This window comes from Candidatus Phycosocius spiralis, from assembly GCF_030158815.1.
GTDB classification, from domain to species: domain Bacteria; phylum Pseudomonadota; class Alphaproteobacteria; order Caulobacterales; family Aquidulcibacteraceae; genus Aquidulcibacter; species Aquidulcibacter spiralis.
The window spans coordinates 35,924-51,628 of sequence record NZ_BPFZ01000015.1; the positions used below are offsets into that span (position 1 = coordinate 35,924).

Here is a 15,705-nt window from a genome sequence, read left to right on the forward strand (position 1 = left end):
CAACTAACAACCGTTTGGGCTACCCAATGATCAAAGGAAAAGATTGACACTATGCACGGATCCCAACACGGGCGACAAACAGGATTTTGCTGTCTGATATTTTTCTAAGCCCGAAAAACAAACGCGTCAGCAGCTTCAACTTGAACGTCGACCTTATCCCCGATCTTAGGGGCGCTGGCGGCTTGGCATAGGGCTGTGATGTGGGTGGCTGGGTCGGTAATGGCATTCAGGCTTATGGTTACAAAACGGCCAACCCCACGCACATCGGTGACAACAAAACTGCCCGTTTGTTTGCGAGTAAAGCTTGTGGCTTCTGGGCGAGCGCATAGACGGACTGGGCCAACAAGAGCGGTTTCAAATCCGCCAACCGGTGTTTCAACCCGACCATTATTCGCGCATGCGGACAAGGTCCAGAGCGGCCCTAAAGCTCGTGCGGCTTCTAGGGATTTGGGGGCTTGATAAACTGCACGTGGCAGCCCGCTTTGCACAATGCGACCCTTCTCTAAAATGGCAACGTTATCGGCGACGCCAAGGGCTTCTTGGGTATCGTGGCTGACGATTAAGGCGGCAACCCCTGCTTCTCGTAGGGTTTTGAGCATGCTTGTCTGAAGTTCAAGGCGTAAATGGGGGTCAAGTCCACTAAAGGGTTCATCCATCAATATAGCTTTTGGTTCTGGGGCCAAGGCACGGGCTAGGGCAACGCGCTGTTGCTCACCACCTGATAATTCATGGGGATAGGCACTTGCCCGATCCCTAAGGCCAACTTGTTCCAACCATTTGGATGCTAGGGCACGGCGCTGCGCTGGATTGGTGTCGCGCAGGCCGAAAGCAACATTGGCTAAGGTCGTCAGATGCGGGAAAAGGGCAAAGTCTTGAAACACCATGCCTAATGGACGCTTTTCGGGGGGCATGACGAAGTTGGTGTCACTAACAAGCAAACCATTGGCAAAAACCTGCCCGCTTTGTATGGTTTCAAGGCCTGCGAGGACCCGCAACAGCGTGCTTTTCCCTGAGCCAGATTGGCCCAATAATGCTAGGACCTTGCCAGGCTCAAGCCCAAGACTAACCTCATCCAAGGCTTTCACCTCCCCAAAGGTTCGGCTGATCGCGCGGGCTTCTAAGACAAAATTGGTCATTTTTGGCCCGCGCGTGATTTGGATAAGCGATGGGAAAACCACACCGTTGGGATTAGGGCCAAACCAACAATCGCTAAAGCTGGCCATGCTGCTGCGCCCAGACGCTCATCAGCAGCATAGGCGTGCGCCCGCACCGCTAATGTATCGATGCCAAAAGGGCGCAACAAAGTGGTGGCGGGCAATTCCTTAGCAATTTCAACCGCGATGATCAAAGCGGCGGCAAAGACCGAAGGCACAGCTAACGGTGCTTCAAGACGCAAAAAGCGCTGCCAGTTATTGGCACCCAAAGTCGCTGCGGCTTCGAGCATAGACCTTGTACATCGCTCCAGCCCTGCACTGATCGGTTCAAGTCCAGCGGCACTGAAGCGTGCCACATAAGCATAGGTCAAGCCAAAGATGGCAACAGGACCGCTCAAAGCGGCAACAAAATGATGTCCGCCGAACGTAAGCGCGGCCAAAATTCCTAATGCTGTGACCGCACCGGGGGTCGCATAACCTGCAAGGCTGGCCACATGCACACACGCTTTAACCCTTTTACCATTTTGCGCCAAAAAGGCGCTTAGGCTCGCCGTGATTAAGGTTGCACTGGCTCCTAGAATGCACAAAAAAGCGGTAGAGGCTATAGGTTGAAGGAGTGAGCGCTCTGGTAGACCGTTGGCTATGGCGAGAAGGATCAAATGACCAATTGGGACAATTAAGGCAAAGCTAAGTAGGGCAATACAACCTAGACTTGCAAAACCATGCCAAACCCCTTTCAGCTTGACCCGCACCAAGCTGCGCCAGCTGCTGGCCCCCCCACCAACTCGGCCCGATCTATTCGCACGTTCCAAACACACCAAAATAATCACACCCAACAGCAATAAGGCTGCAAGACGTGCAGCCGCAGCGAGATCGCCAAAAGAAAACCAAGCTTTAAAAATGCCGGTGGTCAATGTTGATAAGCCCAAATGGTCAGCGGCCCCAAAATCGGCGGCAATCTCTAAGCCCATCAATGCAGCGCCAGCACCAATAGCAGGTCGGGCGAGAGGTAATGCAATTTTGAAAAAGCGGGTAAGGGGGCCAGCCCCTAAGAGACGCGCAGCCTCTAAGGCGCACACAGATTGGGCTTCAAAAGCACTGCGCGCTGCCAGATAGACATAGGGATAAAGTGTTGTAATATATACAAGTACCGCAACATAAAATCCGCGCGACCCGGTTAAATCTCCCCACGCATAGGCGGCCACATAAGCAGGCATGGCCAGTGGAAGTGCTAAAGTCCAGCTAAGCAGACCGCGTCCCCAAAAGTCATAGGCTGTGACCAACCAAGCTGCCACAACCCCAATCATACATGCACCACAGGTGGAAATCACCGCCAACTTTACCGTTGTCCACACCATGTCAGTTAATAACCAGTCAACAATATGGGAAAAGCTGGCACTAGGCTGGCAGGCAGCTGCCAAGGCAAAGAGCACAGGCAAACCTGGTATGGCCATCACGAAGGCTAGGAGTACCCAGCCTTTAACCCGGCTGTGCTGCCTTCGAACAAGGGTTGTATACCCCAAGGTTGCCCCAGTGTAGGATGCATCAGTATCTTGTAAATCAAGGCCGTCAGACGTGATCACTTCCAGCCTGCGCGATCAAAAACCTTTTGCGCTTCCCCCTGATTGATTCCAAGGACCGTCATTGGTGTTTGCGCTTCTTTAAACCCGGCAAGGCCTTTTAATGCGCTATTGTCATCCATGGCGCTTGTTAAAATTGGGAACTCATCATTGGCCTTGGCAAAAATAGCTTGCGCGGGGGGGCTAACCAAAAACTCTAAAAAGGTGATGCCATTGGCTTTATTGGGGGCATAGCGGGCCAAAGCGCCACCTGATACGTTCACATGTGTTCCTTCTCCTTTCTGATCTGGAAAGGAAAGTGCGATTTTAGCTGCAATGGCTTTTTCAGCGGGATCAAGAGAGCGCTGCAAGCGCACGGCATAATAATGATTGACCAACGATATGGCGCATTGACCCTGCGCAATTGCTTTAAGTTGGTCGGTATCAGCACCCTCTGGTGGGCGGGCGAAATTTGCCACAACACCCTTGGCCCAAGTTTCGGCTTTGGCGACGCCCCACTCCTGAATAAAGCCTGACATCATGGAGAGATTATAGACATTGCTCGATGGGCGCACACAGATTTGGCCCTTCAGGCTTGGGTCGGTCAATTGGCTGTAGGTTGCAACTTGTTCAGGCTTAATCCGAGAAGGATCATATGCGATTACACGGGCGCGCTTAGTGAAGCCAAACCAATCCTTGTTAGCTCCCTGAAGATTCTTGGGCACACTGGCGTCAAGCTTGGCCGATTGTACCGGTTGAAACAGGCCAGCCGATTGCGCGCGCCAGAAATTTCCTGCATCCACCAGCAAAATCACATCAGCGGGGCTTTGGTTACCTTCGGCCTTTAGCCGCTCCAGCAATAAATCGCCCTTCATTTCGATGCGTTTAACTTCGATACCTGTGGTCTTTTTAAACAGGTCATAGAGCTCTTCATCAGCATCATAATGCCGCGCCGAATAGATATTGACGACACCTTTGCTATTTTTTTCCTGCTCAGATGGACCACATGCTGTAACACTAAAGAGGGCAAGCATCGCCATTAAGGCACAGGTCGATAGGGGAGGGCAGGACTTTTTGAGAATGGTTCGCATCATCAACAGGTCATGTCACAGCCTAGGCTTTCCTGCAAGCCAATGTCGCAGGTGACCAGCTTACTCTTCCGGCGGGATGGTATCGCTTGTCACTGGAAGATTAAGCGCACCAGTTCTATCTTGTTGAGTCCATAAGTACAACTCGAAGTGAGTGCGCCTGAATGCTGGGTGTAAACTTCGATGAAGCTGACGGGGAATGGTGGGCGGTGACGGTCTCGAACCGCCGACCCTCTCGGTGTAAACGAGATGCTCTTCCAACTGAGCTAACCGCCCCACTTGGTTCTATTAGGGTTTGGCAGGGGTATCTGGCAAGGCTGCAAAGCAGCCAAGCCAAACCCGTTTCAAAGGTGGTGCATGAGCGCCTTAATGTGCTGTTGCGCCTGAACCCTCACTATCATCTGGCAAGCGCTTAGCTAAGGCTGCTGCCGCATCGTCTTCATTCCAATCAATCGGGACAATCGGCCGGGTTAATGCGTGGAGCAGCACTTCATCAGCGGTAGAAACTGGAAGGATGGTTAGGCCCTGTTTCACATTGTCGGGTACATCTTCGAGATCTTTTTCATTTTCTTTGGGTATCAGCACGGTCTTGATTCCCGCCCGAAGCGCCGCCAAGAGCTTTTCTTTCAAGCCGCCAATGGGCAAAACCCGACCGCGCAGGGTGATTTCACCGGTCATGGCTACATTACGCGACACAGGATTACTGGTCAAAAGACTAACAATCGCTGTCATCATCGCCACACCGGCAGATGGCCCATCCTTAGGTGTAGCCCCTTCTGGCACATGGACATGGATGTCAGTTTGGTCAAATAAAGTTGGCTTAATCCCAAACTGTGCCGCGCGCGCTTTCACATAGGAGCTGGCCGCAGAGATTGATTCTTTCATCACATCGCGCAAATTGCCCGTAACTGTCATGCGGCCCTTACCAAACATCGAGACAGCTTCAATGGTCAAAGTATCGCCACCCACTTCAGTCCAAGCAAGCCCGGTCACCGCCCCGATTTGATCTTCGGTTTCAGCCTCACCAAAGCGGACTTTACGCACACCCAAATAGTCTTTGACATTGGTCGGGATTATATCGATGGCAAGCTTTTTGTTCTGGGTAATTTCACGCACAGCTTTACGTGCAAGATTGGCAATCTCACGTTCAAACCCCCGCACCCCGGCTTCGCGGGTATAATACCGGATCACTTCGCGCATAGCCTCGTCTGAAAGCGAAAATTCACCCACGCGTAGCCCATTGGCCTCAATTTGCTTTTTGAGCAAATGACGCTTCGCGATTTCTACCTTTTCATCTTCAGTATAGCCGGGGATCCGAATGATTTCCATCCGGTCTAACAAGGGTTGGGGCATATTGAGTGAATTGGCCGTTGTTACAAACATAACATCTGATAAGTCATAATCGACTTCCAGATAATGATCGTTAAACGTGTTGTTCTGTTCTGGGTCTAATACTTCTAACAAAGCTGCCGCAGGATCACCGCGATAATCTGACCCCATTTTATCTATTTCATCAAGCAAGAACAAAGGATTAGCGCTCTTTGCTTTTTTCATCGATTGAATGATGCGGCCAGGCATGGAACCAATATAGGTACGCCGATGGCCACGAATTTCTGACTCGTCGCGCACCCCACCCAGAGAGACTCGAACAAAATCACGACCAGTTGCTCTAGCAATAGACTTTCCCAAGGACGTCTTGCCCACGCCCGGCGGGCCGACCAAGCATAAAATAGGACCGCGCAGCTTATTGGTTCGGGCACCCACAGCCAGATATTCCAATATACGCTCTTTAACTTTTTCAAGCCCGTAATGATCGCCATCCAGCACTGCCTCGGCGGCATCGAGGTCCTTTTTGATTTTTTTCGCCTTGCCCCAAGGCAAGGCCAGTAACCAATCGAGATAGTTGCGAACGACCGTGGATTCAGCCGACATTGGGCTCATTTGCTTGAGTTTTTTGAGCTCTGTTTCCGCTTTATTCCGCGCTTCTTTTGTGAATTTTGTTTTACGTATCAGCTCTTCTAGTTCTTGTAATTCATCGCGGCCTTCTTCTTGTTCGCCAAGCTCACGCTGAATCGCCTTCATTTGCTCATTGAGATAATAATCGCGCTGGCTCTTTTCCATTTGCCTTTTAACGCGGTTACGGATCCGACGCTCAACCTGCAGCACACCCATTTCGCCTTCCATGAAGGAGAAAATACGCTCTAAACGTTTGGTGGTGCTGATCATTTCTAAGAGCTCTTGCTTTTGCTCAAGCTTAATCGCCAGATTATCGGCGATCACATCGGCTACTTGGTTGGCAGAAGGCAATTGCGCAAGCCCAGACACGATTTCGGGAGGGATTTTGCGGTTGAGTTTAACATAATTTTCGAATTGTTCGATCGCTGTCCGCGATAGAGCTTTGGCTTCTGGTGTATCAGCATCGGTTACCTCAACCTCACTGACTTTGACTGTGAACAGAGGCTCTGTAGCATCGAAGCTCTCAATGGCTACCCGCGACTTACCCTCAACCAGTACTTTGACAGTGCCATCGGGTAGTTTCAACAATTGCAGAACCGATGCAATAACCCCGATCCTATGCACATCACTGGGTCCTGGATTATCGTCAGATGCATCCTTTTGGGTCACAAGCACGATTTGCTTATCACCGCGCATGGCCTCCTCTAGCGCACGTACGGACTTCTCGCGCCCAACAAACAAGGGCGACACCCGATGTGGGAATACCACAATATCACGCAGGGGTAGAAGCGGTAAGATGCGTATCTTCGTCATGGGCTTTCCTTAACCTCATCATGAGGGTGGGACCTTGAACTAGGCCCGGTATATGTCAATTGGCAAGCCTTCAAGAGAAGAGGCTTATCGATAGTCCACAGATGGATGCGCTTGGCTCCGTGTTCAAGTCCTTGAGTGTAACCGTGATTGACTGATCTATAGCCAATTGGGGTCGTTTCTAACCCTACCAAGCGCTTGAGGCGAAACCACAATCGGTCTTCTACTTCTGTCACCCTACTATTTACGATGTGAAATCCCCGTTAAAATCCCACCTTTCGATGTTTATCTTCATGACGATCACGAGGAACGGACACCATCTCCAACATGAACTAAACCTGGGGTATTACGCGATCAACAAGGGGTCCCACTCTTCATGCTCGGGTTCGATCAGGAAGAGGTAAAGAATGCCACGCCAAAAGAGTGCGCTGCCTATTTGGTGCTTCATTGGACCACGAGTTGGACACAGGCTTGATAAGTTTCATAATCTTCCTCGTCAGCATGCTCTTGTTCGTTATGTCGATGAGCTGCCGCACAGACCGTCAAATGGTAAAACGGATTTGATTGGGCAACGAAATGGTCTTAGCGCGCGGCAACGACTAAATGCGGCTTATGCGGCCGCGAAAGAGTCAAACAAGCTATCACCCAGCTGCTTAGCCCGCCACGGCTGGTGCTGGTTGTTCGCGCCGCTCTGCGTAGATCAGAAGTGGTTTCGCACGCCCTTCGATCACTTCACCGTTGACAACAACTTCTTCAACGCCGTCATAGGAGGGCAGGTCAAACATGGTTTCGAGCAAAACGGCTTCTAAGATCGAGCGGAGTCCCCGTGCCCCGGTTTTGCGTGCAATAGCCTTGGTAGCAATGCAACGTAATGCCTCCTCCGTAAAGGTAAGCTTGGTGTTTTCCATCTCAAACAATCGCTGATACTGCTTGATCAGTGCATTTTTGGGTTCCGTCAGAATTTGAATGAGCGCGGGTTCGTCCAAATCCTCTAAAGTCGCGAAAACCGGCATCCGGCCGACAAATTCAGGGATTAAGCCGAATTTCAACAAATCTTCTGGCTCACACTCACGCAACACTTCGCCGGTACGACGGTCATCAGGGCTACGAACATTCGCACCAAAGCCGATACCGGCCCCGGTTCCACGTCTTGATATAATCGTATCAAGCCCAGGGAAAGCCCCACCGGCGATGAACAATATATTAGTGGTATCAACCTGCAAGAACTCTTGCTGAGGGTGTTTACGTCCCCCTTGAGGTGGCACTGATGCCACTGTGCCTTCCATCAATTTCAACAAAGCCTGCTGCACGCCCTCACCCGACACATCGCGTGTGATCGATGGATTATCGGACTTGCGGCTGATTTTGTCGATCTCATCAATATAGACGATGCCACGCTGCGCGCGTTCAACATTATAGTCTGAGGCTTGCAGCAGTTTTAAAATGATGTTTTCAACATCTTCGCCAACATAGCCCGCCTCGGTCAAGGTTGTGGCATCCGCCATGGTGAAGGGGACATCGATGATGCGCGCCAAGGTTTGCGCCAGAAGCGTTTTCCCACACCCGGTTGGTCCAATCAACAAAATATTGGATTTCGCCAACTCAACATCGCCATTTTTCTGGGCGTGCGCCAAGCGCTTATAATGGTTGTGAACGGCCACTGAGAGCACACGCTTAGCATAATTTTGACCAATGGCGTAATCATCAAGCACGTCTTTGATTTCTTGGGGTGTTGGCACGCCATCTTTTGATTTAACGAGCTGATTTTTATTCTCTTCGCGGATGATATCCATGCACAATTCGACGCATTCGTCACAGATGAAGACGGTCGGTCCTGCGATCAACTTGCGGACTTCATGCTGGCTTTTACCGCAAAAGCTGCAATAGAGCGTATTTTTTGAATCACCGCTGGCTGCTTTTGTCATAGTCACTCCAGTCCGTCACAATGTAGCAATAAGCACACACAGACGGTCACCTCAATTTACTTGTCTCGTTTTGCACAGAACCTGTCAACAATCCGTTGCAAGGCTAAACCAATTATGGACATCCGCCTATAGGAAAAATCCACAAAGCTATCCTCACTAGCCTGATGCCACGCTGACTCTAGGACGATCTATTGGGATCCTCACGCTTGATAAAAACATTGTCCACTATGCCAAAGGCCTTGGCTTCTTCAGCGGTCATAAAGTGATCGCGGTCTAAAGTTTTCTCAATGACATCATAGTCTTGGCCTGTGTGTTTGACATAGATTTCATTTAGGCGGCGCTTGGTTGCGACGATATCTTCTGCGTGGCGCGCAATATCTGTGGCTTGGCCGCGGAAGCCACCTGAAGGCTGATGTACCATCACCCGCGCATTTGGCAGTGCCACGCGACTTCCCTTTTCGCCAGCAGCGAGCAGTAACGAACCCATAGAAGCCGCTTGACCCATTACCACAGTTGAAACAGGCGAACGAATGTATTCCATTGTGTCATAAATCGATAGGCCAGACGTCACAACACCACCTGGGCTATTGATATACATAGAGATTTCCTTTTTTGGATTCTCCGATTCTAAAAACAATAATTGCGCGCAGATCAATGCTGCCATGCCATCTTCTACTGGACCGGACACAAAAATGATGCGTTCGCGCAACAGACGCGAGAAAATATCAAAAGCCCGCTCACCGCGCGAACTTTGTTCAACAACCATGGGCACTAAGCCAAGCGCGCGTGTAACTGGATCTGTCATAATAGCCTCTTTGGAGCATAACGGGCTCTTCGTTTCCTTGATATTGTCCCGCTTCGTTCAGGTTGCAAGCACATGTTGCGGTTAACGCGGCTAAACAGCTGCCAATGCCTGAAAATGGTGGTTCTCTTAAACAGCTGTAGTACCCGGGCCGGCTTGTTAAAAGTGGAAAGTTGGTCAAAGCCAGTGAAGGCCTATTGATTGTTTTAAAGGCTTGGTAGGATTAGGCTGTGATTACGGCAATCACAGGCAGATGCGTGGCTGTTAGTTTCAAATCCTGCTAAACCCTCCTTTAACAGCTTTGCCCCATGCAGATCTTATATTTTTCCGCAACTTATCCGCAATTTAGAAGTGCGATTTCGGGACGTTCATGCCATTTCCAACCCTCCCCGCTGTTTTTGAAGCGACGCTCGCCGCCCATGGCTATGGCGAACCTACCTCCGTTCAAGCTGCTGTTTTGGCGCATAACCGCCCAGAGGGTGATTTATTGGTGTCGGCTCAAACCGGGTCTGGCAAGACGGTCGCTTTTGGTCTTTCCATTGGCCCAACTTTATTAGCAGGGGAAGAGCGTTTAGGGCGTGCGGGTACACCTTTGGCTTTGGTGATCGCGCCAACCCGCGAATTGGCGCAACAGGTCGCGCGGGAACTAGACTGGCTTTATGCCAAGGCTGGCGCGCAGGTAGTATGCTGCGTTGGGGGCATGGATGCCCGCCAAGAAGCACGAAAACTCCAAGCAGGATGTCATATCATAGTTGGCACGCCAGGGCGGCTGCGGGATCATATGGAACGTGGTCGTGCGGATTTTAGTGGCCTACGCGCCGTTGTCCTCGATGAAGCCGACGAAATGTTGGATTTGGGCTTTAAGGATGATTTGGAAGCCATTTTGGATAGTACACCACATGATCGACGCACTCTATTATTCTCAGCGACTTTGGCCAAGGATATTGTCACGCTCGCCAAACGTTATCAGCGCGAGGCGGTGCGCATTGATACTACTTCGCGAAATGTCCCCCATGGCGATATTGAGTATCGCGCTATTCGCGTCGCTCCTAATGAACTTGAGCTAGCGGTTGTCAATGTGTTGCGCTTTTACGGCACTGGCGGCGCTTTGGTGTTTTGTGCAACGCGTGAAAGCGTCCGCCATCTCTTTGGCAGCTTGCGTGAGCGCGGCTTTAGGGTGGTGGCCTTATCGGGTGAGCTTTCGCAGAAGGAGCGTACCGAAGCGCTACAAGCTTTGCGTGATGGCCACGCGCGGGTGTGTGTCGCTACTGACGTAGCGGCGCGTGGACTTGATTTACCAGATCTAACCTTAGTTATTCATGCCGAGCTTCCCCACAATAAGGCGGCTCTTCTCCACCGTTCTGGTCGTACCGGGCGCGCTGGACGCAAAGGCACGTCTGTGGTTTTAGTGCCTACTACAAGGCGTAAAAAGGCTGAACAATTACTCCAAGCTGCCGGGGTTTCGGCGATTTGGTCGTCTCCTCCGAGCGCTGAATCAATCCGCGCGGCTGACCGTGATGCACTCCTCAACGACCCCTTACTCAACGAAGCTTCTAATGAGGAAGAAGAAGGCCTTGCTTCCGCTCTGTTGGCGGGGTCAGGGCCAGAAAAAGTGGCGCTTGGGCTGATCCGGCTCTATCGCTCGCGTCTTCCTGAACCCGAAGATTTGTTTGAGCCTTCGTCTGAATCGCGTGGTGCCCGGCCCGATCGGGTGCGTCAACGACCAGGCCGCGGTGAGCGGCACCTATTGAACATATCTGATCAATCTGGCACGAAATGGTTTCGCCTCAGTGTCGGTCGCAATTCCAATGCTGACCCCAAATGGCTGATCCCACTCATATGCCGGCTGGGCCATGTCACCAAGAATGAAATCGGCTCGATTCGGATTTTTGATCGTGAAACCTTGTTTGAAATTGACCCGCGTTTTGCCGATCGCTTCATGCAGGCAGTTCATCAACATCCAGACGATGCAATGCGGATTGTGCCTGCAAATGACCCTGACACCGCTAAGAGGGCACCGCGACGACCACCACCAAAAGGTGGCAAAAAGGGAAAACAAAAAAAATCAGCACCGAAAGGGGAAAGAGGCCCTCGCGGCGTGGTTGGCCCGCCACGCCAAAAGGTCGGCCCACCGCCTTCTGGTAGGAAAAAAATCGTTTAACAAATAGATTTAGATTGACTATTTTTGTCCGTTAAAGGCAAGGCACGCTCTCCAAAATCTTATCCCCCCTGAAATGTTGGGTCTAAAATGTTAAGCCTTAATTGTTGGAATTGCTTTCCAAACCACTGATCCAAGAATGGTGGTGTTGTTTGATCTGCCTGCCTTAGCGTCAGTACTTAGCTGGGCACATTTCTGTGCTCCGCCCTCATGATATTCTATTGCCTCTCGACAAATAACTGCCCAGTCAGTTATATAAAAGTGATGATTTCAAATCCTGACAACTCCGCACTTCCCAGATGGACGCGTAAGCCCAAAGCGCGCCCAGATGAAGTACTGGAAGCGGCGCTTGAGTTATTTGCGCTCAATGGTTTTGCTGCGACGCGGATGGAGGATATAGCGCAACGGGCTGGCTTATCAAAAGCCGCGATTTATCTGTATTTTCCGTCGAAGCACGATGTATTTAAAGCCTTGGTCGAGCAGCGTGTCGGAGTTTTGCGAACCCATTTCGATGCAGCCGCCAGACAGCAATTGAGCGATCCAAAAGCTGGGTTGCGCTTGATCGCCCACATGTGGGCCACTTCGTTTCACGATCTGAGGGTCGCCGCAATACCGCGGATCATCTTGGCTGAAGCACACAGGTTTCCAGACCTTGCTGAGTTTTACCACCGCACAGTTATAGAGCGCACACAAGCCGCTTTGGTGGAATTGATCCAAGCCGGAATCGATCGAGGCCAGTTTCGTACGGTTGAGCCCATCATAGCAGCCCGCGCTTTAGTCTCGCCTTTGGTGTTTGAAATCCTGCGTCGCCAAGCATTTCCCCAATTCCATAAAGGCCCCAGTATGGATCAAGAGGTCGAGGCGATTTTTGATCTTTTCCTAAATGGTATTGCGGCTACCCCGCACCAAACATGCCCGGAGTGAGTATATGACCCCTAAGCAGATTCTGATGGGCATTGGAGGCCTTGCTCTGGTCACCTTGATTTGGTTTGGCGGCAGCTGGCTGCTGGTGGGCCGCTATCACATCACTACAGATAACGCCTATGTGCGTGCAGATATCACGATGGTAGCCGCCAAGACCGAAGGCTATGTGCGCATGATCCATGCCGTTGATAATGGTCAAGTTCTGGCGGGTGCTGCTTTGGTCACATTGGACCCACGCGACGCACAAGCCAGTGTCGCTGCTGCGCAGGCAGATTTTGCTAAGGCCAAAGCAGAAGCTGCGCGCGCGCATTTTGAAGCTAAAAGAATCCGTGCTGAAGCCGATCGGCTTGAGGCGGAATCAATTGCTTCCTCAGCCGGTGCCCGTCAAGCCAGCGCATTGGCCAACCAAGCCAAAGTTGAAGCCCGCGGCCGCGCCCTCTCTGCTGATGTAGTGACCGAACAAGTTTCTACTCAAGCCGATCTGGTTATTCAATCGGAGGCGAGTTTTCAGGCAGCCCAAGCCGCCTACCAAGTCGCTGAAGCTGATCGTGGGCGTTTTTTGACTTTGGCCAAGCAGGGCTATGTCTCCCAAGCAAGGATGGATCAGGTGGAGGCGCAAGCCGAAGCAGCACGCGCCCGCTTGGCTGAAGCCCGTGCCGCAACCCTTGTTGCGCGTCAGCAAGTGGCAGTTTTATCGGCCTCTCGCACTAAATCGGGCAATGATGTCATTTCGGCAGGGGCAGGGGCTTTGGGGGCGCAATCTGGCGCACAAAGTGCGGTTGCGAAGGCACAAGCGGCATCAGCTGGTGCCCGTTCTGGCCGCACAGCCATTGGTTCAGCTTTGGCGGCGATTAAGGCGGCTGATGCGGCGGTGCTGGCGGCACAAGCACGACTAGATGCTGCACAACTCGGTCAAGCCTATGGCGAAGTTCGCGCACCTATTTCTGGCATTGTTGCCAATCGCACAGTCCAAATGGGCCAATTGGTGCGCCCCGGCACGGTTTTAATGGCTTTAGTGCCTTTGGATCAGGTTTATGTGGTCGCCAATTTCAAGGAAACCCAGATTGGCCGCTTGAAGCCCGGTCAAAAGGTGACGTTCAAAGTCGATGCTTTCCCCGATCAAAAGGTGACGGGCGTGATTGAAAGTGTGGCCCCGGCATCTGGCTCACAATTTTCCTTGTTGCCGACGGATACCGCGACCGGCAATTTCACCAAGATTGTCCAGCGCGTGCCGGTGCGCATCGCGATTGATCGGGAATGGCGCGCCAAGGGCCTATTGCGGCCTGGCCTTTCTGCCACGGTGGATGTTGATACGCGCGGCGGCACATCGCCCAAAGTCATAGCACAGAAATGACCGATACCGCCCCACCGGTGGACGCACCTGCTGGCAAGCCTGGTGCGATAACCTATCCCAAATCGAGCCCAGCTTTATGGTTCGGTTTTGCCTCAATGGCTTTGGGCAATTTTATGTCGATCCTAGATATTCAAATTGTTGCAAGCTCTTTGCGGGAAATTCAAGCGGGCGTCTCAGCCAGCGCGGATGAATTGGTGTGGATCCAAACCAGCTATTTGGTCGCCGAAGTGATTGCCATTCCACTATCTGGCTTCATGGGGCGGGCCTTATCGATCCGCAATTTGTTCAGTGCGGCTGCCCTTGGCTTTACTGTGGCGTCCTTGGGTTGCGCTTGTGCAAACAGCATTCAGACCTTGGTATTTTTTAGGATTATTCAAGGTTTTATGGGCGGGTTTATGATGCCAACCACCTTTGCGGCCGCCTTCTTATTGTTTGGAGAAAAGGACCGCGCCACCGTCAATGTGATGCTGGGCATGATTATGACCTCGGCACCTGCGATGGGGCCGGCCCTTGGTGGCTTTATCACCTCGGCTTTGGGTTGGCATTGGTTGTTTTTGGTCAATCTTTTACCAGGCCTCATTTGTGCATCGGGATGCTTCTTTTTGATCCCGCTTAAAACCCCTAATTGGGGTCTGTTGCGCCGCATTGATGTGCCGGGACTAATCGGCATGGCTGTGTTTTTAGGATCGCTCGAGATCGTGTTGGAGGAGGGGCCACGGCAGGGCTGGCTGGCGAGCTCTGAGATTGTCGTCTACTTGTGTGCTTTGATCGGTGGCGCTGGCGTCTTTTTTTGGCGTGCGTTCACCCTCGAAGAGCCGATTGTAAAGCTTGATGCCTTTAGTGACCGCAACTTTGCCGTCTGCTCTCTTCTGGCCTTTAGTGTTGGTATTGGTCTTTATGGCTCAGTCTATCTTCAGCCACTCTTTTTAGGGCAGGTTCGAGGCTATAATGCCCTCCAAATTGGGCAAATCATGTTTGTGACTGGGGTGTTTATGTTGCTCAGCGCTCCGTTTGCGCGCCAGCTCATCATGCGGATCGACCCGCGTATCTCTATTTTTCTCGGTACCAGTTTGGTCGGCGGCTCGTGTCTGATGCAAGCGCATCTGACGGCGCAATCCAGCTTTTGGGAGTTTTTCTGGCCTCAAGCCATGCGCGGTTGCGGCCTGATTTTATGTTTTGCTACCTTGTCCACCTTAGCGCTTGGCACGATGGCACCCCAAAAAATTCAAAGCGCATCGGGCCTCTTTAATCTCACACGTAATCTTGGCGGCGCGATTGGTTTGGCGATCTTATCAACTATGAACGACTTTTACACCGTCTTTCACCGCACGGCGTTGGGCGAAGCGCTCAATATGGGCGATCCGATGTTGGCCGATCGGCTGGCGGCAGCCAGCGCTAATCTCGCTGCACGCGGAGTGACGAACCCAGATACCGCCGCTTTGGCCCAACAAATCCAAATCCTCAACCGCGAAGCCGCCGTGATGACGTTCAATAACCTCTTCGTGGTGATCGCAGGCTTTTTGGCTTTATCGCTATTGGCGATACCGCTGTTATCCAAGGCCAAGCCAAATGCGGGTTCTGGGGCTGTCCATTAGGGGGGCAACTGACGTTTTGGTTTGAGTGATCTGGGAAGCGCGTTTGTGCCGAAGCTGAAACAAAAAGCTTAACGAGCATGACCGGGCGTTTTGTCGCGTCAAGTCCAGTTATCCTGCGAATAGCTGCCGTGGAGCAAAGCAAAGCGCACGCGATGACTGATAGTACCACAATTACATCCATGATCGACCCAGCGTAACACCATCACTCGCGTATCACCCCAGCCTTCTTTATCAACAATCGAACCCCAGTCGATCTAGAATCAATCCAATCCAATCGGCAATTAAATCTATTACCCACACCTATATACCGCTACATACCCCGGCTGCTGTTTCATCTCCCTTAGCACTCATTCTTTATCGTTTGATCATCATGCGACACA

General features: G+C 51.7%; 10 protein-coding genes and 1 tRNA gene. 4 read left to right on the plus strand and 7 right to left on the minus strand.

Annotated elements, in window-relative coordinates; genetic code table 11:
* Positions 1-104: 104 nt before the first annotated feature.
* From PsB1_RS10315 to PsB1_RS10345, 7 genes are all read right to left on the minus strand, one after another.
* Entirely contained in the window at positions 105-1,136 is a 1,032-nt protein-coding gene (locus PsB1_RS10315; RefSeq protein WP_284361143.1) for an ABC transporter ATP-binding protein, read from the minus strand.
* On the minus strand, positions 1,133-2,737 hold the full coding sequence (locus PsB1_RS10320) for an ABC transporter permease (protein ID WP_284361146.1): 1,605 nt from the start codon (positions 2,735-2,737) through the stop codon (positions 1,133-1,135). The genes PsB1_RS10315 and PsB1_RS10320 overlap by 4 nt, the downstream gene beginning before the upstream one ends.
* The gene (locus PsB1_RS10325) at positions 2,734-3,807 is read right to left on the minus strand and encodes an extracellular solute-binding protein (protein WP_284361148.1); all 1,074 of its coding nucleotides are present in this window, start codon (positions 3,805-3,807) and stop codon (positions 2,734-2,736) included. Before PsB1_RS10325 ends, PsB1_RS10320 begins: the two co-directional genes overlap by 4 nt.
* Before the next feature lie 194 nt (positions 3,808-4,001).
* A tRNA-Val gene (locus tag PsB1_RS10330) sits at positions 4,002-4,077 on the minus strand.
* A gap of 90 nt (positions 4,078-4,167) precedes the next feature.
* Positions 4,168-6,570: an endopeptidase La gene (gene lon, locus PsB1_RS10335; RefSeq protein WP_284361151.1), complete on the minus strand. Its 2,403-nt coding sequence runs from the start codon at positions 6,568-6,570 to the stop codon at positions 4,168-4,170.
* Positions 6,571-7,220: 650 nt separating this feature from the next.
* Positions 7,221-8,492, minus strand: coding sequence for an ATP-dependent Clp protease ATP-binding subunit ClpX (clpX, locus tag PsB1_RS10340; RefSeq protein WP_284361153.1), 1,272 nt, complete (start codon positions 8,490-8,492; stop codon positions 7,221-7,223).
* A gap of 178 nt (positions 8,493-8,670) precedes the next feature.
* Positions 8,671-9,297: an ATP-dependent Clp protease proteolytic subunit gene (locus tag PsB1_RS10345; RefSeq protein ID WP_284361156.1), complete on the minus strand. Its 627-nt coding sequence runs from the start codon at positions 9,295-9,297 to the stop codon at positions 8,671-8,673.
* Between the two features lie 367 nt (positions 9,298-9,664).
* On the opposite strand from PsB1_RS10345, the gene PsB1_RS10350 reads away from it, so the two are divergent.
* The 4 genes from PsB1_RS10350 to PsB1_RS10365 all read left to right on the plus strand — a co-directional run bounded on the left by PsB1_RS10350 (position 9,665) and on the right by PsB1_RS10365 (position 15,325).
* On the plus strand, positions 9,665-11,455 hold the full coding sequence (locus PsB1_RS10350) for a DEAD/DEAH box helicase (protein ID WP_284361159.1): 1,791 nt from the start codon (positions 9,665-9,667) through the stop codon (positions 11,453-11,455).
* A gap of 261 nt (positions 11,456-11,716) precedes the next feature.
* Entirely contained in the window at positions 11,717-12,376 is a 660-nt protein-coding gene (locus PsB1_RS10355; protein WP_284361161.1) for a TetR/AcrR family transcriptional regulator, read from the plus strand.
* A 4-nt stretch (positions 12,377-12,380) separates the two neighbouring features.
* Positions 12,381-13,730 carry an HlyD family secretion protein gene (locus tag PsB1_RS10360; protein ID WP_284361164.1) on the plus strand — a complete coding sequence of 450 codons (1,350 nt, stop codon included), beginning with the start codon at positions 12,381-12,383 and terminating at the stop codon, positions 13,728-13,730.
* Positions 13,727-15,325, plus strand: coding sequence for a DHA2 family efflux MFS transporter permease subunit (locus PsB1_RS10365; RefSeq protein WP_284361167.1), 1,599 nt, complete (start codon positions 13,727-13,729; stop codon positions 15,323-15,325). Before PsB1_RS10360 ends, PsB1_RS10365 begins: the two co-directional genes overlap by 4 nt.
* Positions 15,326-15,705: the final 380 nt, after the last annotated feature.